Raw genomic sequence first — 17,852 nt, forward strand, 5'->3', positions numbered from 1 at the left:
AGATATTACTGCCCGTTAATGCGGGTAAAACCCTTTATGGGTTTTTTATTCAAACATATATTTCGACTCTCGTAATATTCGACTATCGAAACAAAGGGGATATGATGATGAGAATTATTTTATACACAGGTAAAGGTGGCGTAGGAAAAACAAGTATTTCAGCAGCAACAGCAATACAAAGTGCAAAGCAAGGATTAAAAACATTAGTCATGAGCACAGACCCTGCACATAGCTTAGGAGATTCCTTTGGTATGAAACTTTCATCAGAACCGCAAGAAATTTGTGAAAACCTATGGGCGCAAGAAATTAATACAATCTATGAAATGGAAAAGGGTTGGGGGAAACTGCAAAAATATATTACCTTGCTATTTACATCAAAAGCGGCTGACGATATTACTACAGAGGAACTTACGATGTTCCCAGGTATGGAAGATTTAATTAGTTTACTGCGTGTATTAGACTACTATAAACAAAAAACGTACGATGTCATCATTATTGATTGTGCCCCAACCGGTGAAACGTTAGCGATGTTAAGCTTCCCTGATATGCTCGGCTGGTGGATGGAAAAACTGTTCCCAATTAAGCGGAAAGTATTAAACGTAGTGCGCCCTGTTGCTCAGCCGCTTTTAGGAATCCCACTCCCTACCGATGATGTCATGGGAGAGTTAACAAATACACTAGAGCAACTTGGCGAAATGAGAGATATTTTATCCAACCGAGAAATAACAAGCATTCGCGTTGTTGTAAATCCAGAAAAAATGGTTATTAAAGAGGCACAGCGCAGCTTCACATATTTAAACTTATATGACTACAATGTTGATGCTATCATGATTAATCGCGTCATTCCTGATACTGTAACAGATTCGTATTTTCAAGCATGGAAAGATGCTCAAAAGAAATATAAAGCATTAATTCAGGATAGTTTTCAGCCGCTCCCTATTTACGAGGCACCTATGTTTGAACAAGAAGTAGTGGGCTTATCTATGCTAGAGCGTGTTGGCGATGCTTTATTTAAAAATGATCCGGATCCAACTGCGGTAAAATTCAACGGCCGGACGCAGTATGTCACAAAAAACGGAGATGAATATACCTTTGTTCTTTCGATCCCATTCTCTGATAAAAGTGAACTCTCTTTAAATCAGAAAGGTGACGAACTTATTATTCGCGCCGGTTCCGTAAAACGAAACATTACATTACCAAAAACATTAACGCATTTATCCATTCAAGGTGCAAAATTTGAAGGTGATGTCCTCAACATTCGATTTGGAGGTGTCGTTCATGCATGAAGATTTACTACACAAAATGATTCGGACGAAAATTGAGATTGGAGCGTATATGATAAACGAATTACCTGCCCCGCTTCAGCAGCGAGCAAAAGGGGTATTAAACATATTTCAAGAAGAACTCACTTCTTATATACAGGAACAGAAACAGCCTGCAGAAACCTCTTTAAAGCCTATAACAATTGAATAATTATATAAGAAGAGACCAGGAAATGTCCTAGTCTCTTCTACTTAAAACTTCTTAGCTTTAATTTTATGAGAAATTAAGAATGTATCCATATTAAGAACTTCCATTATTCAACTAAAAAAAGGCATATTTTTTTAAAAAAATAATGTATTATCCTCACAACACACAATAATTATTTAATAAAGTGAAACTTTAATCAGTGGGGGTTTTCTTCATTCCCCACTGATTATTAGTTGAACCAATCGGGCGCATGCCAGCAGTTTATCTCCCACCTAACTTCTTTGCTTTCGCTGAATTTTGAGGTGGGAGTATTACTGCCCACGAATAGCGGGATAAAACAGATTAGACAAAGGAGGGTTTTCTATTGAAAGAATTGGTTATTTTATTTTTATTTGCTATTACATTGCATAATTTAGAAGAAGCAGTATGGTTACCAACGTGGTCAAATCACGCCTCAAAATTCCATAAACCTATAGGGAAAAACGAATTTTATTTTGCAGTTATTGTTATTACTTCATTGGCTTACCTTTCAACTTTTTATTATCTATCCTTCCCTAATTCAAGTCTGGCTAAATATATTCTTATTGGCTTCATGGGTTCAATGATTATTAATGCTATTTTTCCTCATTTACTTGCAAGCATTGTGTTAAAAAGATATGCACCAGGACTTTTAACTGGTATGTTATTGAATATTCCTATTAATAGTTTCATTCTTTATCATTTTTTTAAAAACAACGAATTAACTTTTAGAGAGTTATTTTTATCCACACTTATAGTAGCAGGAGTATTAGCAATTTTAATTCCCATTTTATTTAAAACAGGAAAATTTGTTTCTAAACAGGTTTATTAAAAACTAAACTGAAATAAATTAATTTTAATTTAGTGTAAATTTCTTCATCTTACATTTTTTTAAAGGAAAACTCTCTAAAGTAATGGAATAATTAAATGAATATAAAATTAAAAACTGGAGGCTGCAACTGAAATGAAAATTGCTCTTTTACTCGTTGACATCCAAAATGATTATTTTCCAAATGGAAAGATGGAACTGCGAAACGCCGATGAAGCAAGCGAATATGCAAAGCGCATACTTCAACATTTCCGTGAAACAAATCAGCCTATTTTTCATATTCAACATGTTTCCGTACAGGAAAATGCAACGTTCTTTCTTCCGAATACAGAAGGCGTACATATCCATGAAAGTGTTCGTCCTTTTCAACAGGAAACGGTCATACTTAAGCATTTTCCTAATAGTTTTCGAGAGACACCGCTATTACAAGAATTACAAAATTTACAAATTGAACAAGTCGTTGTATGCGGCATGATGACCCATATGTGCATTGATGCTACAGTACGAGCTGCCTTTGATTTTGGCTTTACATGTACAGTAGTGCATGACGCATGTGCAACGAAAGATTTAATCTTTAAAAATGTTTCGATTCCCGCTGTATATATTCACAACACCATTCTCGCTTCCTTAAACGACGTATACGCTGAGGTAATTAGCCAGGCGGAATTTTTACAACGTGAGCAATCCCTTCAAACTTAACAAAAGAGGTTATTTCACTTTTTCGTGAAATGTATCCAAAAAGAAACACCGCTTTCAGCGAGCAAACTGAAAGCGGTGTCTTCTTGTCTAATCATAGATTTTCCTTCAAATTGTATTATACAGGAAATTTATAAAATTTATACAAGGAAATATGACGAATGGGGCAAATTTTCTAGTAATTTTGTGTGTTTTTATTTAAACTAAGCACAAAAAACCAAAATAAGGTAAACTGATAACAAAGGAGGTACAACTAATGAAAATTCCAATTCAGCGAAATCCACTGCTTTCTCTACTTATTATTGCATTATGCCCAATACCTTTTATTCTCTTTTTTGCAAAAGAAGCTGATGCAGGCTCTATTATAATAGGTGTCATCATAGTACCTGTTATCGGTATGCTTCTATGGGCACTATTTCATTCTTATCACGAGATTACAAGCACACATCTCGTTGCTATATTTGGTTTCATCAAAATTATGATTCCGCTCCATGAAATAACTAGCATCAGATACACTTACAACTTACTTTCTGCACCTGCCTGGACATTTAAGCGCGCAGAAATTACTTATAGCAATTATAATATGGCTCTTATATCGTTACCAAAGGACCCCGATTTATTTATGAGAACAATGCAAGAGAAATGTCCTCTTCTAAACAAGAATAGGATCTGACCTAGAAGCCTTTTAAGGTTAGTTTCTTTCTGCGCACGCATGTCGAATGCTGCCGAACGGTCTTTATCCCGCATTAACGGGCAGTACAGGTTGTGGAAGCATGGAGAAGAAGACTGCCCGTAAAAGCCCGATTGGGGGGGCTTTCCATCAGTGAGAAAGTCGTCACTGATGGAAGTTTCACTTTATATTGTGTCAAATCGCCGATATATTTTAAAAATCGCTGGTATCATGTCATTTTTCCATTTTATATTTACTAATAATTAAAGACCTTCTCGGTTACGAGAAGGTCTTTCTTATACTTCTTATAGAGTTTCAGAAGTAGTTTTTGCTTGCATGTGAAGTGCTAAGTAGTCAGGGCCACCTGCTTTAGAGTCTGTACCAGACATGTTAAAGCCACCAAATGGTTGGTAACCTACGATTGCACCAGTACATCCACGGTTGAAGTATAAGTTACCAACGTGGAAGTCTTCACGTGCTTTTTCGATATGCTCACGATTATTAGAAATAACAGCTCCTGTTAAACCGTATTCTGTATTGTTCGCAATTGCAAGTGCATGATCAAAGTCTTTTGCTTTGCAGAATGCTACAACTGGTCCGAAGATTTCTTCTTTCATAAGGCGAGCATCTTCAGCAACATCAGCGATGATTGTTGGTTTGATGAACCAGCCTTTAGAATCATCACCTTCGCCACCTGCTACAAGTTTACCTTCTTCTTTACCAATCGCAACATAGCTCATTACTTTATCAAATGCAGCTTGGTCGTTAACAGGTCCCATATTTGTGCCTTGTTCCGCTGGGTTTCCTACTGTTAATTCATTTGTTAATTCAATTGCACGGTTTAATACGTGATCGTATACATCTTCATGGATTACTGCGCGAGAACATGCAGAACATTTTTGTCCTGAGAATCCAAATGCAGATGCAACGATAGATTTTGCCGCTAATTCAAGATCTGCTTCTTTATCAACAACGATTGTATCTTTACCGCCCATTTCAGCGATAACGCGTTTTAACCAAATTTGTCCTGGATTTACTTTTGCTGCGCGTTCGTAAATACGAATACCCACATCGCGTGATCCAGTGAAACTGATGAAGCGTGTACGAGGATGATCTACTAAGTAGTCACCAACTTCAGAGCCGCTACCAGGAATGAAGTTTACTACGCCCGCTGGTAAGCCAGCTTCTTCTAATACTTCCATAAACTTCGCTGCTACTACAGGTGTTGTACTAGCTGGTTTTAATAATACAGTGTTACCAGACACTAATGCAGCTGTTGTCATACCTGCCATAATTGCAAATGGGAAGTTCCAAGGAGAAATGATAACACCTACTCCTAATGGAATATAAGAAAAACGATTATATTCAATTGGACGGCTTTCTACTGGAATGCCATCTTTTAATTTTAACATTTGACGACCATAATACTCCATGAAGTCAATTGCTTCTGCTGTATCAGCATCTGCCTCATTCCATGGCTTACCTGCTTCTTTTACAAGAATTGCGGAAAACTCATGTTTTCTGCGGCGAACGATTGCAGCTGCGCGGAATAAAATGTCTGCGCGCATTTCTGGTTTCGTTTTTCTCCAAGTTTGGAATGTTTCATCCGCTACTTGCATTGCTTTCTCTGCTAATTCACGACTTGCTTTTGAAACGTGGCCAACGACTTCTTCTTTATTTGCTGGGTTTACAGAAACAATTTTATCGTCTGTAGTGATCTTTTCTCCCCCAATAATTAATGGATAGTCTTGTCCAAGATAAGATTCTACTTTCTTTAAACCTTCTTCAAACGCAACTTTATTTGCCTCTACTGTAAAATCTGTAAATGGCTCATGTTTGTATGCTACTACCATTATTTTAGCCTCCCCTTAGAAAAAAACGTTTACATAAATACAATATTATTCTACACGATAATTCCGATTTGTTCAAATATTCTTAGACTTACATTTTTAAAATTAAATAATTTTTCGAATATAATAAATAAAAAAACAACATGATGCATATGCATTATGTTATGAAATATGAATGTATTCCCAGAAATTTTTACCAATTAATAAAATTGTTACTACCAAAAATAAAATCCGTATATACCCTACGCCCTTTTGAACAGCAAATCTCGAACCGAAATATGCACCTGCAATCATTGATAGACCCATAATTAAACCATATTTAAATTGAATTGCTCCTAAAAATAAAAATGTAATCAGCGATACAATATTGCTAACAAAATTTAAAATCCGACCAGCGGCAGCCGCACGGATAAAATCCAAACCAATTAATAAAAATGCAAAAATTAAAAATGAACCTGTACCTGGTCCAAAAAAACCATCATAAAATCCAATAATCAAAATGACTAAATAGAATAAAAATGTTTTTCCCTTCGTCATTTTTTTATAAGTAGATACACTACCCCAATCTTTTTTTACAATAATATAAATAGCAATTAACACAAGTAAAACTAATATAAGAGGACGCAAAACATCCGGTGGAATGAATTTTACAACAAATGCACCTGCAATTGCCCCAACAATTGTGAACGGAATAAGTTTTCCTACAATGCGAAAGTCTACTTTTTTAGAACGAATAAAATATATTGTACTCGTAAATGAACCCATTGTTGCCGCCAATTTATTTGTTGCGATTGCCGAAGCAGGAGGTAAACCTACAAACATAAGTGCCGGAAGCGAAATTAAACCGCCACCTCCAACAACAGAGTCGATAAATGATGCTAAAAAACCGAAAGCAATGAGTAGTATAATGACTTGCAAACTTAAATCTTCCATCTGTACTTTCCCTCGATCCCCTTGTATATTAACAACATTAAAAATTATAACAAAATTTTTACTATATAAATATAAATTAAAAAACATAAAACCCCCTTTCTTTTTAAATGAACGAGAGCATCTGACCATGCATAGAAGCGGTCAGAGCCTTTTCCTGCCACGTGCAATACGAAGACAAGAAGAGAAAGCAAGTACATGCCACTTTTTATTCTGTATAGAGCAGTAACTTACATACAAAAAAGCCGTTCCTCATAAAAGGAACGACTTTTCTTAATCTAACACTTGAACAAACGGCTTATCTTGTTTCACGTCACGAATAATGATTGCTTCTGGACGTTCTACAGATTTAATTGTAACTTGCACTTTAATATAATTAGGGAAATCCATAACAGCTCCAGCTATATATTGTGTAAATCCAATGACTTCTGCCTTTCCACTAAACTGAACTGGAATTTCAAGTTTCAATTCTTTTAATTGACCATCTTTATAGAATCCTCTACCCACAACTGCAGTATAATCACCTGTAAAATACTGCGCTATTTTCGCATTGAAGTTCTTTACACTTGTTGCATCATCACGATAGTCTCTTTCTGCTTCATTAGAAGGGAATAAATAATATTTTTCGTCTAGTGCTTTCCAATCGTCTACTTTATCGTTACCTTTATCAACTATTGTATACGATAAAAAGGATCCTGGTACAAGTGAAGATTTCGCTTCCTGTCTGTAGATCGCAAAAGTAATTGGAACATTTTTTAATTCATCTTTCTTGCGCAGAATTGGTAAGATTTCTTGCGCCATTTTTTTCCCTTCTTCTAGCAATGTTTTATCATCAATTTTTTGTTCACGCGGATAACCATGTTGTTCTGTGTAATAATGAACAGAATTCATCGCAAGGCCGATAACAACTCCACCTAACTCTACTTGGTTCTCATCTTTTATTTTTAAGTAATCCTGTTCTAAAATTTGCGATAAATACATTGGACTCTTTTCATTTCTCGCTTCTAATGTTTCTGGCTCTCCTGGTGGTAACTCTGGATTTAAACCATTCGGCAGCCTCTTCTTCAACGCCTTTTCTAAATTACTTTGCTGCTCAGATGAACGTTTTCTCCCGATTAATGCTTGTATCGTATCTTTATCTAAATACTTTCCGCCTTGAAATATATAATCTTTCGTACTAAATGATTCTTTTGCAATGCGCATTAACCCTGTTTCAAATTCATCAACATCTAAACGGCTATTTAATCCTTGCACAGCTAACCCGCGTGCCGATCCTTTTTCAAATGGAACTGCCGTTTTATAATAATCATCGGAAATCGAGTATTTCGAAATAATTGATTTATCTTTCGAATTCCCTGATTTTTCTACAATTTTTTCTTCTTTTTTTAACCCCATACTACATCCACTAAGAAGTAATCCAAGGCTTAACGCTGCTAATATAACTTTTTTCATGGTAACTTTGCACCTCTTAATTATTGAGCTCTTGTAAGAACCTCTCTTCATCCCAAACCTCAACGTTATGTTTTTGTGCTTGTGCTAACTTAGAGCCAGCAGCTTCTCCTGCAATGACTAAGTCTGTACTTTTGCTTACACTGCCTGTGACTTTCCCGCCAAGCGCTTCAATTTTCTTTTTCGCTTCACTTCGGCCCATCACTTCTAGCTTTCCTGTTAACACAACTGTTTTTCCTGCAAAATAAGACTCAATGTTTTCTAAGTCCGCTCGTTTTATCCCTTTATAAGTCATATTTACGCCATATGACTTAAATTGTTGTAATAACTCTTGTACATCTTCATTATCAAAATACGTAACGATAGATTGCGCCATTTTTTCGCCAATCTCATTAATAGTTGTCAACTCTTCTTCTGAAGCTTTCACTATGTTATCCATCGTTTCATAATGTTCCGCTAATGTACGAGCAGCCTTTGCCCCAACATGGCGAATACCAAGGCCGAACAGTAATCGCTCTAACGAATTGTCTTTTGAAGTTTCAATCGCTTGTACGAGATTTGAAGCGGATTTTTCTCCAAAACGTTCTAGTTGTAATAACTGTTCTTTCGTTAATGTATAAAGATCTGCAAATGTACGAATATAATCCGCATCAAATAACTGCGTAATTACCCGTTCGCCTAGTCCGTCAATATTCATCGCATTACGTGATACAAAGTGAATTAATCCTTCTCGAATTTGTGCCGGGCATGCTGGATTGATACAGCGAAGCGCAACTTCTTCTTCCAGACGAACGAGTTCACTCTCACATGCCGGGCAATGCGTTGGCATACGAAACTCTTCTTCTTCACCTGTGCGGCGGTCTACAATCACATTTACAACTTCAGGAATGATGTCTCCAGCCTTCTTTACAACAACATAGTCGCCAATACGAATATCTTTTTCACGAATTAAATCTTCGTTGTGTAAGGAAGCACGGCGGACAATCGTTCCTGCCACGCGTACTGGCTCTAACTCAGCAGTTGGGGTTACAACACCTGTACGTCCAACGCTTAGTTCAATACCCGTCAATTTTGTAACAACTTCTTCAGCTGGGAATTTATATGCAATAGCCCATCTTGGACTTTTTGCTGTAGTTCCTAAGCTTCCTTGAAAGGATATATCATCTACTTTAATAACGATACCATCAATTTCATAATCAAGATGCGGACGTTTTTCTTGCCACTCTTGCACGTAATGAATGACCTCATCAATTGTTTCGCAAACTCGGCGATTCGGGTTTGTTTTAAATCCAAGCTCTCCTAAAAGGTTTAACGATTCACTATGCGATGTAATCGTCTTTCCTTCTAAATTCGTAAGTCCATATACGAATAAAGATAAATTGCGCTTTGCTGCAATTTTTGGATCTAATTGACGCAATGAACCCGCAGCTGCATTTCGCGGGTTCGCAAAAACAGCTTCTCCGTTCTGTTCTTTTTCTTCATTTAATTTCACAAATGAACGTTTCGGCATGTACGCTTCTCCGCGCGCTTCTAGCGTCATTTCTTCTGTTAAACGCAGCGGAATCGCTTTAATCGTTTTTAAATTTTGCGTAATATCCTCACCCGTTATACCATCACCACGAGTTGCTCCTTGAACGAAGCGTCCTTTTTCATAATGAAGGGAAACCGCCAGTCCGTCAATTTTTAATTCGCACACATATCTTACATTTTGATCGTCAATTCCTTGACGTACCTTGCGATCAAAATCACGTAAATCACCTTCATTAAAAGCATTTCCTAAACTTAACATCGGTGATTTATGTGTTACTTTCTCAAAAATATCAAGAATCTCTCCGCCAACACGGACAGTTGGAGAGTCTTCTGTAAAAAATTCCGGATGTTCTGTTTCTAATTTAATTAACTCTTGCATATGACGATCATACTCTGCATCTGATACAGAAGGCTGATCTAGCACGTGATACTCATAATTAAGCTTATTTAAAATGCCACGAAGCTCTTCAATACGCTTTTGTACTGCTTCTTTCGACATGACCTCATTCCTTTCTTACACTTTCGTCACTGGGGCAAATTTTGCCATTAATCGTTTAATGCCAATTGGACTTGGGAACGCAATGTCTAATTCTTTCCCATCTCCTTCGCCTTTCACACTTACAACAGTGCCAATCCCCCATTTTTGATGTGATGCTTTATCACCAACTGACCAGCCAATTTGCTCACCGCCTGTTGTTTTCGCAGCCGGCCGAACAAAAGCTGAACGGGAACGAACTGTTGTTGTAGTTACAGGCTTAGACTTTGCACTAAAAGTTTCACGCTTTGGTTTTACTTCATGAAGCGTTTCAATAAGATCTTCAGGAATTTCCGAGATGAAACGAGATTCTTTATTCATGCTTGTTCTACCAAATATCGTTCGCATTTGGGCATTCGTTACGTACAGTTCTTCTTCGGCACGTGTAATCCCAACGTATGCTAAGCGGCGTTCTTCTTGCATTTCATCTTCTTCCATTAAAGAACGAGTATGCGGGAAAATCCCTTCTTCTAATCCTAAAATGAAGACAACAGGGAATTCCAATCCTTTTGCAGAGTGCATCGTCATTAAAATGACTTCTTCACCAGCAGTTGGATCTTCATCTACACGATCAATATCAGCAACAAGTGCTAAATCTGTTAAGAACGCAACAAGACTCTTATCTTCACTTTGTGATTCAAACGTTTGTGTAACAGATAAAAATTCATCTAAGTTTTCTAAACGTCCCTCTGATTCTAACGTACGTTCATTCTTCAGCGCATCACGGTAACCTGTTTTTTCTAATACTTCTTCTACAAGTTCTGTTACCGATAAATATTCTTGCATGTTTACCCAATTATGAAGCTGCTTTGCAAATTCTGCTACTGTCTTCGCAATTTTGGCACTTACACCGACATGCTCAATTTCATCTAATACAGCTGTCAATGAAAGACCATTTTGCACGCCATAATTAATGATCTTATCAATAGATGTTGCTCCAACACCACGTTTTGGCACATTAATAATACGCGCAAAGCTAATTTCATCATCCGGGTTTGCAATTAAACGCAAATACGCCAACATATCTTTAATCTCTTTACGGTCATAGAACTTAATACCGCCAACAATTTTGTATGGAATATTTGATTTCAAGAAAATTTCCTCGACCATACGGGACTGGGCGTTCGTACGATATAGTACTGCAAAGTCTGTATACTTTCGATTTCCCATTTGAATTTCATCACGAATCTTTTTCGCAACAAAATATGCTTCATCTTTTTCAGTTGCAGCGCGGTAATACGAAATTTTACTTCCTACTTGATTATCCGTCCATAACTTTTTCGGTTTACGATTTGTATTATTTTCAATAACCGCATTCGCTGCATTTAAAATACTTTGCGTTGAGCGGTAGTTTTGTTCTAATAAAATAACTTGTGCATTGTTATAATCTTTTTCAAATGACAAGATGTTCGAAATATCAGCTCCGCGCCAGCGATAAATCGACTGATCTGAGTCACCAACTACACAAAGATTTTTAAAACGTGCCGCCAATTGATTAACAAGAATGTACTGAGCACGGTTCGTATCTTGATACTCATCAACGTGAATATATTGGAATTTACGTTGATAAAACTCCAGTACTTCCGGTACACGTTCAAATAATTGAATCGTCGTCATAATTAAATCATCAAAATCAAGTGCACTATTTTTAAGAAGACGCTTTTGGTATTCTGTATACACATCGCTCGTCAGCTTTTCATATGGATCTGCAATTGAGATTTTTTTCGCATATTTTTCTGAAGATAACAATTCATTTTTCGCATTGCTAATTCCCGCAAGAATAGAACGGGGTTCAAATTTCTTCGGATCAATATTGCGCTCTTTCATAATTTTTTTCACAACTGTTAATTGATCACTTGCATCTAAAATTGTAAAGTTACGATTAATACCAATGCGATCAATATCTCGTCGTAAAATGCGCACACACATAGAGTGGAATGTTGAAATCCAAATATCCTCTGCTTCAGGACCAACAAGTTTATCAATACGTTCACGCATTTCACGCGCTGCTTTATTTGTAAACGTAATCGCAAGTATATTCCACGGTGCAACACCTTTTTCGCCAAGTAAATAAGCAATGCGGTGCGTTAACACACGCGTCTTACCACTACCTGCTCCCGCCATAAGTAACAATGGTCCAGACGTTGCTTGGACAGCCTTTTGTTGCTGCGGATTTAATCCTGTTAATAATTTTTCTGTTATACTCATGTATTCGGCCACCTACTTTCCTTTTACAGCTTGTACTGTTGCTAAAGCTTTCTTTATATCTTCATAAATTAAATTTCCAACGACAACTGTATCCGCATATTGCGCCATTTCTTTCGCTTGGTCTGCATTTGCAATCCCGCCGCCATAATATAATGTTGCACTCTGCAGCTCAGCTTTCACTTTTCTTACAAGTTCCGCATCTCCATATGTGCCGCTGTATTCTAAATAGAAAATTGGTAAATGGAGAAGTTTATCTGCCATACGTGCATATGCAATCACATCGTCTTCTGATAGTTCACAATTTGCTTCCGTTAACTTTGCTACTTTCGCTTCTGGATTTAACACACAATATCCTTGCATGAAAATTTCATCCCAGTTCATAATATCTCCATATTCTTTCAATGCCGCATGATGAAGACCTGTTACCCAGTCTACCTTTTGACTGTTTAATACACTTGGGATGTAATAAAAATCGAATCCTGGTGTAATCGAATCCAGCGTTGAAACTTCTAATACACAAGGAACCGCATATCTACGAATGCTTACTAGCATGTGTAATACATTATCAATTGTGATCCCGTCACTTCCGCCAACAATAACAGCATCCGTTCCCGATTCACAAATAAGCTCTAAATGTTCATCGCTTAACTCCTTATTCGGATCAAGCTTAAATACATGTTTCCACTGTGAAATATCGTACATGAAAACACCCTTTCTTTTCTCTAATCGTCTTTACGCATTCTTTCATTATAACAAAAAATGAGCTGCTGACACACGTTCCATGCAACATCTTTTTCTACGTCAAATGTTGGATTGTATACAGAAAAAGCATGCAAGGAACAATAACTCTTGAAATGGATAAACCTATTTCAAAGCTGATGAAAAGGAGTGAATGTCTTGGGCAAGCAAAACATCGGCACAATCAATGCTCTTATTCGTATTACACTTGGTTTTATTCTGCTTAGCTGCAGCACTGCAAAGCTCGTAAGAAAACCATGGTGTACTTGGTCAAAGATTATGCTTTGGGTCGGAGCAATGAGAATCGCAGAAGGCATCATTCGTTTCTGTCCTATTGTCGAAGCATGCAAATTTAGTAAATATATGAACATGCCCGATTTAAAAATGCCAGGCATGGATTTTATGAAGAATGGACAGTCTAATAAACAAGAAGCACCTCCTACTTCTCATAAAGACGAAAAGACAAGTCATGGAAGTTATGATGCTTCTGATAAGGAAATTGAGTCTGAACTCGAAAAGGCTCTTCTGTCCAAACCGCTTTGAATCATTTGTCAACATGCAAGATGCTCTCAAAGAAACTTAGTCGCTACAGTGGGCGGCTAAGTTTTCTTTTATTTTACCACAAACAAGAACTAATGTTCTGTTTGAGAAAATTTTATTTTTTATAAAAATTATAACAAAAACCTATTGTCACCTTTGATATAAAAGTGATATCATTTTTATATCAAAAGGAGGCGAGATCATGAAAGAAAAACAAGTATTTCATGTAAATGGATTTTTAGGACTGCTTGCAGTTTTAGTTTTAATTGGAGTTGGTTTATTAAGTCTTATTAATGAACTATTTGCTATTGGTATTCCTTCTTTTTTATTAGCAGCAATCCTAGCAAGTAGTATCGGAACTGTACAGCCAAACCAAGCAAAAGTAATCACATTTTTCGGTAACTATTTAGGAACTATTCGTGAAAGCGGCCTGTTTTTAACAGTTCCATTTTCATTTCGCCAAACGGTTTCACTACGCGTTGAAAACTTTAATAGTCAGAAATTAAAAGTAAATGATGTAGATGGGAATCCAATTGAAATTGCAGCTGTTGTTGTTTACAAAGTCGTTGATTCCGCAAAAGCGATCTTTGGTGTCGAACATTATGATGCCTTCGTGGAAATTCAAAGCGAAACAGCAATTCGCCACGTAGCAACGAAATATCCGTATGATAATTTCCAAGATGACAACATCGTTACACTGCGCGGAAACTCAGAAGAAATTTCCGAAGAGTTAAAACGAGAGTTAGAAGCACGTTTAGAAATTGCAGGAGTAGAAGTAATCGAAACTCGTTTAACGCACTTAGCTTACGCAACTGAAATTGCCCATGCAATGCTTCAACGTCAACAGGCAAAAGCAGTATTAGCTGCAAGAAAGGAAATTGTAGAAGGTGCCGTACAAATGGCGAAAGATTCTATTCAAAAGCTCGATGAAGAGGGTATACTTGATCTAGATGACGAAAGAAAAGCAAATATGGTTAATAACTTATTAGTTGCCATCGTCTCAGATAAAGGAGCACAACCAGTTATTAATACAGGAAGTCTCTACTAAAGGTTGTAGGTAATCATGGCTAAAAAGAAAAGCTTCCCATTACGAATCGATCCCGAATTGTACGCAATTATTGAAAAATGGGCAAACGACGAATTTCGAAGTGTAAATGCTCATATTGAATATTTACTTCGCGAGATGGCAAAGCAAAAAGGTAAGATAAAAAAAGAGTCCTAACTTTTTAATGAGTAGGACTCTTTTTTCTTTTAGGGATAGCAATATTTTTTTAAGAAAATTGTACTTTCACTTTGAGGCCTTATATCATCGCCAGTATCTAAAGAGTCTGGCCAATCGCACGGTACCCAATATCACTACGATAAAATAGACCGTCGCTTTCAATTTTTGCAATTTCTTTATACACCTTATCTTTCGCTGCTTGTAAGTCCTTTTCTTTACAAGCAACAAACAACACACGCCCGCCATTCGTTACAAATTCCCCGTCTTTCACATCTGTTCCGGCATGAAAGACAATTACATTCTCTAATGTTTCTAAGCCTGTAATGACTGCGCCTTTTTCATAGCTTTCTGGATATCCTTTTGAAGCTAGTACAACACCAATTACTGCTTCTTCAGACCATTCTAAAGTAAGTTCTTTTCCATCTAATACGTGGTTACATACATCCACTAAATCACTTTCTAAACGAGGTAAGATTACTTCTGTTTCTGGATCGCCAAAGCGCGCATTGAATTCAATTACTTTCGGACCTTCACTTGTTAAAATAAGTCCTGCGTATAAAATACCTGTAAAGGAACGTCCTTCTTGTATCATGGCCGCAGCTGTCGGATGTAGAATGGTTTCAATTGCTTGTTCTATAGCTGACTCTGGAATTTGCGGTACCGGAGAATAGGCACCCATTCCACCAGTATTTGGCCCTTTATCACCATCAAAAGCACGTTTATGATCTTGTGCAATTACCATTGGGTATACAGTTGTTCCGTTGACAAATGCCATAAGCGAAAATTCTTGTCCATCTAAAAATTCTTCAATAACAACCTTTTTGCTAGCTTCTCCAAACTTTACGTCTTGCAGCATTTCTTTTACAGCTTGCAATGCTTCTTCTAACGTCATAGCAACTGTTACACCTTTACCAGCCGCTAAGCCGTCTGCTTTAATAACGATTGGTGCGCCGACTTTTTCAATGTATGCCACTGCTTCTTCATAATTTGTAAACGTCTCATATGCCGCTGTTGGAATATCATACTTTTTCATAAGCTCTTTCGTAAAAGCTTTACTTCCTTCAATAACAGCTGCCGCTTTGTTCGGACCAAAAACACGAAGACCTGCTTCTTCAAAACGGTCAACAATACCATTCATAAGCGGAATTTCTGGGCCAACAAACGTTAAACCAACATTATTTTCTTTCGCAAAAGTAATAAGCGCATTAAAATCATTTTCATCAATTGCTACAGGCGTTGCTACGTCTTTCATTCCTTCATTCCCTGGCGCTACATATACAGTTTCTACTTGCTCTGACCTTGCAAACTTCCATGCTAACGCGTGCTCACGTCCACCACGGCCAATTACTAAAACATTCATATTTCATCCTCCATTATTCAAGTTAAAATCCATTCCCTTCTTACGTGTCCAGCGGTATATCGATGGAAGTGGTGCATTTATCGGCGCTTTTCACAATATATCGACCGTTCTTTAAAATATATCGGCGATTCGACATAGGATAAAGACCCTTCGACAATGTTCGACACGCAAACTAAATCATATTCAAAAGTAGAAGAAGATGACCCAAAAGTGGACTTTTGGTCATCTCCTTCGTTTCTCAATTAATGTTTGAAATGACGTACTCCAGTAAATACCATCGCAATGCCGTACTCATCTGCTTTTTGAATGGAATCTTCATCGCGAATGGATCCACCTGGTTGAATGATTGCTGTAATACCAGCTTTAGCCGCTTCTTCTACTGTATCTGGCATTGGGAAATATGCATCAGATGCAAGTGCACTTCCTTGTGCTTTCTCACCCGCTTGTGTAATAGCGATTTTCGCTGAGCCAACGCGGTTCATTTGCCCTGCACCAACACCAATTGTCATATTATCCTTCGCTAAAACAATTGCATTTGATTTTACATGTTTTACAACTTTCCAAGCTAATTTTAAATCATTCCATTCCTGCTCTGTTGGTTCACGCTTTGTTGGAATTGTGATTGTTGCATCTTCTAATGCTAAAGTATCCTCTTCTTGTACAAGTAAACCACCTTGGATAGAAGTTAATTTCTTACTAGCTGCCCTAACTTTAGCAATATCAACAGTTAACAAACGTAAGTTTTTCTTACTTTGCAGCACTTCTAAAGCTTCCTGTGAGAAAGAAGGTGCAATAATGATTTCTAAGAAAATTTCATGTAGCTTTTCTGCAGTAGCTTTATCAATTTCACGGTTAGCTGCAATAATGCCGCCAAAAATCGATACTGGATCTGCTTCGTAAGCACGTGCATATGCTTCATGAATATCAGCTCCAACACCAACGCCGCATGGATTCATATGTTTTATCGCTACAACTGCTGGTTCTGTAAATTCTTTCACGATGCTAAGCGCTGCATCTGCGTCATTGATGTTATTATAAGATAACTCTTTACCATGTAATTGTTCTGCATATGCAACAGAAGAAGTTGCTGCAAACGGTGCCTTATAGAACGCTGCTTTTTGATGTGGATTTTCGCCGTAACGTAAATCTTGTTTTTTCTCAAACGTAACAGTTAACGTTTCAGGGCTTTCTTCTCCTGTTTGTTCTGTTAAATAGTTTGAAATTAATGCATCATATGCCGCTGTATGACGGAATACTTTTGCTGCTAATTTACGTTTTGCTTCTTTTGAAACTTCTCCACTTTCCTTTAATTCTGCTAATACAACATCGTAATCTGTTGGATCCACGACAACCGTTACAAACTCGTGGTTTTTCGCAGCAGATCGAATCATTGTCGGGCCGCCGATATCAATATTTTCAATCGCATCAGCAAATGTCACATCTGGTTTTGCAATTGTTTCTTTAAATGGATACAGGTTTACAACAACAAAGTCAATCGGCTGAATGTCAAGTTCATTCATTTGGGACATATGCGTTTCGTTATCACGTACAGCAAGAAGTCCACCATGGATGTTTGGATGTAATGTTTTCACACGACCATCCATAATCTCTGGAAAACCTGTTACTTCAGAAATTCCAATTACTTGTAAGCCGTTTTCTTCTAGTAACTTTTTCGTCCCACCTGTTGAAATCACTTCAATCCCTTGCTCAAGTAATCCTTTTACAAATTCTACAACTCCAGCTTTATTTGAAACACTGACTAATGCACGCTTTTTCATTTATTCTCCACCCCTAGTTGTATTAAATT

16 protein-coding genes are annotated in these 17,852 nt (G+C 37.2%); 8 read left to right on the plus strand and 8 right to left on the minus strand.

Going from position 1 to position 17,852, the window contains the following annotated elements; translation table 11 throughout:
* Nucleotides 1–104: 104 nt before the first annotated feature.
* The 5 genes from ACIGHG_RS12120 to ACIGHG_RS12140 all read left to right on the plus strand — a co-directional run bounded on the left by ACIGHG_RS12120 (nt 105) and on the right by ACIGHG_RS12140 (nt 3,686).
* Nucleotides 105–1,286, plus strand: a complete 1,182-nt coding sequence (locus ACIGHG_RS12120; RefSeq protein ID WP_396548631.1) for an ArsA family ATPase — start codon at nt 105–107, stop codon at nt 1,284–1,286.
* Nucleotides 1,279–1,473, plus strand: a complete 195-nt coding sequence (locus ACIGHG_RS12125) for a DUF3926 domain-containing protein (RefSeq protein WP_090917451.1) — start codon at nt 1,279–1,281, stop codon at nt 1,471–1,473. The genes ACIGHG_RS12120 and ACIGHG_RS12125 overlap by 8 nt, the downstream gene beginning before the upstream one ends.
* A 361-nt stretch (nt 1,474–1,834) precedes the next feature.
* Nucleotides 1,835–2,320 (plus strand): HXXEE domain-containing protein, encoded by a 486-nt coding sequence (locus tag ACIGHG_RS12130; RefSeq protein WP_336472948.1) that lies wholly within the window; start codon nt 1,835–1,837, stop codon nt 2,318–2,320.
* A gap of 132 nt (nt 2,321–2,452) precedes the next feature.
* A complete protein-coding gene (locus ACIGHG_RS12135; RefSeq protein ID WP_090917447.1) occupies nt 2,453–3,016 on the plus strand; it encodes a cysteine hydrolase family protein in 564 nt (187 codons plus the stop codon).
* A gap of 253 nt (nt 3,017–3,269) precedes the next feature.
* Entirely contained in the window at nt 3,270–3,686 is a 417-nt protein-coding gene (locus ACIGHG_RS12140; RefSeq protein ID WP_336472949.1) for a PH domain-containing protein, read from the plus strand.
* Between the two features lie 302 nt (nt 3,687–3,988).
* On the opposite strand, the gene pruA is transcribed toward ACIGHG_RS12140, so the two are convergent.
* From pruA to pcrB, 6 genes are all read right to left on the minus strand, one after another.
* Entirely contained in the window at nt 3,989–5,536 is a 1,548-nt protein-coding gene (gene pruA / locus ACIGHG_RS12145; protein ID WP_336472950.1) for an L-glutamate gamma-semialdehyde dehydrogenase, read from the minus strand.
* A gap of 159 nt (nt 5,537–5,695) precedes the next feature.
* Entirely contained in the window at nt 5,696–6,466 is a 771-nt protein-coding gene (locus ACIGHG_RS12150; RefSeq protein ID WP_336472982.1) for a TSUP family transporter, read from the minus strand.
* A gap of 270 nt (nt 6,467–6,736) precedes the next feature.
* Entirely contained in the window at nt 6,737–7,915 is a 1,179-nt protein-coding gene (locus ACIGHG_RS12155; protein ID WP_336472951.1) for a CamS family sex pheromone protein, read from the minus strand.
* Between the two features lie 16 nt (nt 7,916–7,931).
* Entirely contained in the window at nt 7,932–9,941 is a 2,010-nt protein-coding gene (ligA, locus tag ACIGHG_RS12160; protein WP_396548599.1) for an NAD-dependent DNA ligase LigA, read from the minus strand.
* 15 nt (nt 9,942–9,956) lie between these two features.
* Nucleotides 9,957–12,197, minus strand: a complete 2,241-nt coding sequence (gene pcrA, locus ACIGHG_RS12165) for a DNA helicase PcrA (RefSeq protein WP_396548601.1) — start codon at nt 12,195–12,197, stop codon at nt 9,957–9,959.
* Complete coding sequence (gene pcrB, locus ACIGHG_RS12170) at nt 12,198–12,887, minus strand: heptaprenylglyceryl phosphate synthase (RefSeq protein WP_336472954.1); 690 nt, start codon at nt 12,885–12,887, stop codon at nt 12,198–12,200.
* 195 nt (nt 12,888–13,082) lie between these two features.
* Here pcrB and ACIGHG_RS12175 point away from each other — a divergent pair, with 195 nt between their 5' ends.
* From ACIGHG_RS12175 to ACIGHG_RS12185, 3 genes are all read left to right on the plus strand, one after another.
* The gene (locus ACIGHG_RS12175; RefSeq protein WP_336472955.1) at nt 13,083–13,466 is read left to right on the plus strand and encodes a YgaP family membrane protein; all 384 of its coding nucleotides are present in this window, start codon (nt 13,083–13,085) and stop codon (nt 13,464–13,466) included.
* Between the two features lie 199 nt (nt 13,467–13,665).
* A complete protein-coding gene (locus ACIGHG_RS12180; protein ID WP_335514984.1) occupies nt 13,666–14,511 on the plus strand; it encodes an SPFH domain-containing protein in 846 nt (281 codons plus the stop codon).
* Nucleotides 14,512–14,526: 15 nt separating this feature from the next.
* Nucleotides 14,527–14,685 carry a type II toxin-antitoxin system antitoxin gene (locus tag ACIGHG_RS12185; RefSeq protein WP_336472956.1) on the plus strand — a complete coding sequence of 53 codons (159 nt, stop codon included), beginning with the start codon at nt 14,527–14,529 and terminating at the stop codon, nt 14,683–14,685.
* Nucleotides 14,686–14,782: 97 nt separating this feature from the next.
* On the opposite strand, the gene purD is transcribed toward ACIGHG_RS12185, so the two are convergent.
* Both purD and purH read right to left on the minus strand, forming a co-directional pair.
* The gene (purD, locus tag ACIGHG_RS12190; protein WP_396548604.1) at nt 14,783–16,045 is read right to left on the minus strand and encodes a phosphoribosylamine--glycine ligase; all 1,263 of its coding nucleotides are present in this window, start codon (nt 16,043–16,045) and stop codon (nt 14,783–14,785) included.
* A gap of 242 nt (nt 16,046–16,287) precedes the next feature.
* Nucleotides 16,288–17,823 carry a bifunctional phosphoribosylaminoimidazolecarboxamide formyltransferase/IMP cyclohydrolase gene (gene purH / locus ACIGHG_RS12195; RefSeq protein WP_336472958.1) on the minus strand — a complete coding sequence of 512 codons (1,536 nt, stop codon included), beginning with the start codon at nt 17,821–17,823 and terminating at the stop codon, nt 16,288–16,290.
* Nucleotides 17,824–17,852: the final 29 nt, after the last annotated feature.

Source organism: Bacillus sp. NPDC077411 (assembly GCF_044543425.1).
GTDB lineage: Bacteria > Bacillota > Bacilli > Bacillales > Bacillaceae_G > Bacillus_A > Bacillus_A bruguierae.

What these genes read in the sequence shown, in the direction of transcription:
- ACIGHG_RS12185 (WP_336472956.1), top strand. Translation starts at nt 14,527, where the DNA reads ATGGCTAAAAAGAAAAGCTTCCCATTACGAATCGATCCCGAATTGTAC.
- ACIGHG_RS12150 (WP_336472982.1), bottom strand. Translation starts at nt 6,466, where the DNA reads ATGGAAGATTTAAGTTTGCAAGTCATTATACTACTCATTGCTTTCGGT.
- purH (WP_336472958.1), bottom strand. Translation starts at nt 17,823, where the DNA reads ATGAAAAAGCGTGCATTAGTCAGTGTTTCAAATAAAGCTGGAGTTGTA.
- purD (WP_396548604.1), bottom strand. Translation starts at nt 16,045, where the DNA reads ATGAATGTTTTAGTAATTGGCCGTGGTGGACGTGAGCACGCGTTAGCA.
- ACIGHG_RS12140 (WP_336472949.1), top strand. Translation starts at nt 3,270, where the DNA reads ATGAAAATTCCAATTCAGCGAAATCCACTGCTTTCTCTACTTATTATT.
- pcrB (WP_336472954.1), bottom strand. Translation starts at nt 12,887, where the DNA reads ATGTACGATATTTCACAGTGGAAACATGTATTTAAGCTTGATCCGAAT.
- ACIGHG_RS12135 (WP_090917447.1), top strand. Translation starts at nt 2,453, where the DNA reads ATGAAAATTGCTCTTTTACTCGTTGACATCCAAAATGATTATTTTCCA.
- ligA (WP_396548599.1), bottom strand. Translation starts at nt 9,941, where the DNA reads ATGTCGAAAGAAGCAGTACAAAAGCGTATTGAAGAGCTTCGTGGCATT.
- ACIGHG_RS12155 (WP_336472951.1), bottom strand. Translation starts at nt 7,915, where the DNA reads ATGAAAAAAGTTATATTAGCAGCGTTAAGCCTTGGATTACTTCTTAGT.
- pruA (WP_336472950.1), bottom strand. Translation starts at nt 5,536, where the DNA reads ATGGTAGTAGCATACAAACATGAGCCATTTACAGATTTTACAGTAGAG.
- ACIGHG_RS12180 (WP_335514984.1), top strand. Translation starts at nt 13,666, where the DNA reads ATGAAAGAAAAACAAGTATTTCATGTAAATGGATTTTTAGGACTGCTT.
- ACIGHG_RS12120 (WP_396548631.1), top strand. Translation starts at nt 105, where the DNA reads ATGATGAGAATTATTTTATACACAGGTAAAGGTGGCGTAGGAAAAACA.
- ACIGHG_RS12125 (WP_090917451.1), top strand. Translation starts at nt 1,279, where the DNA reads ATGCATGAAGATTTACTACACAAAATGATTCGGACGAAAATTGAGATT.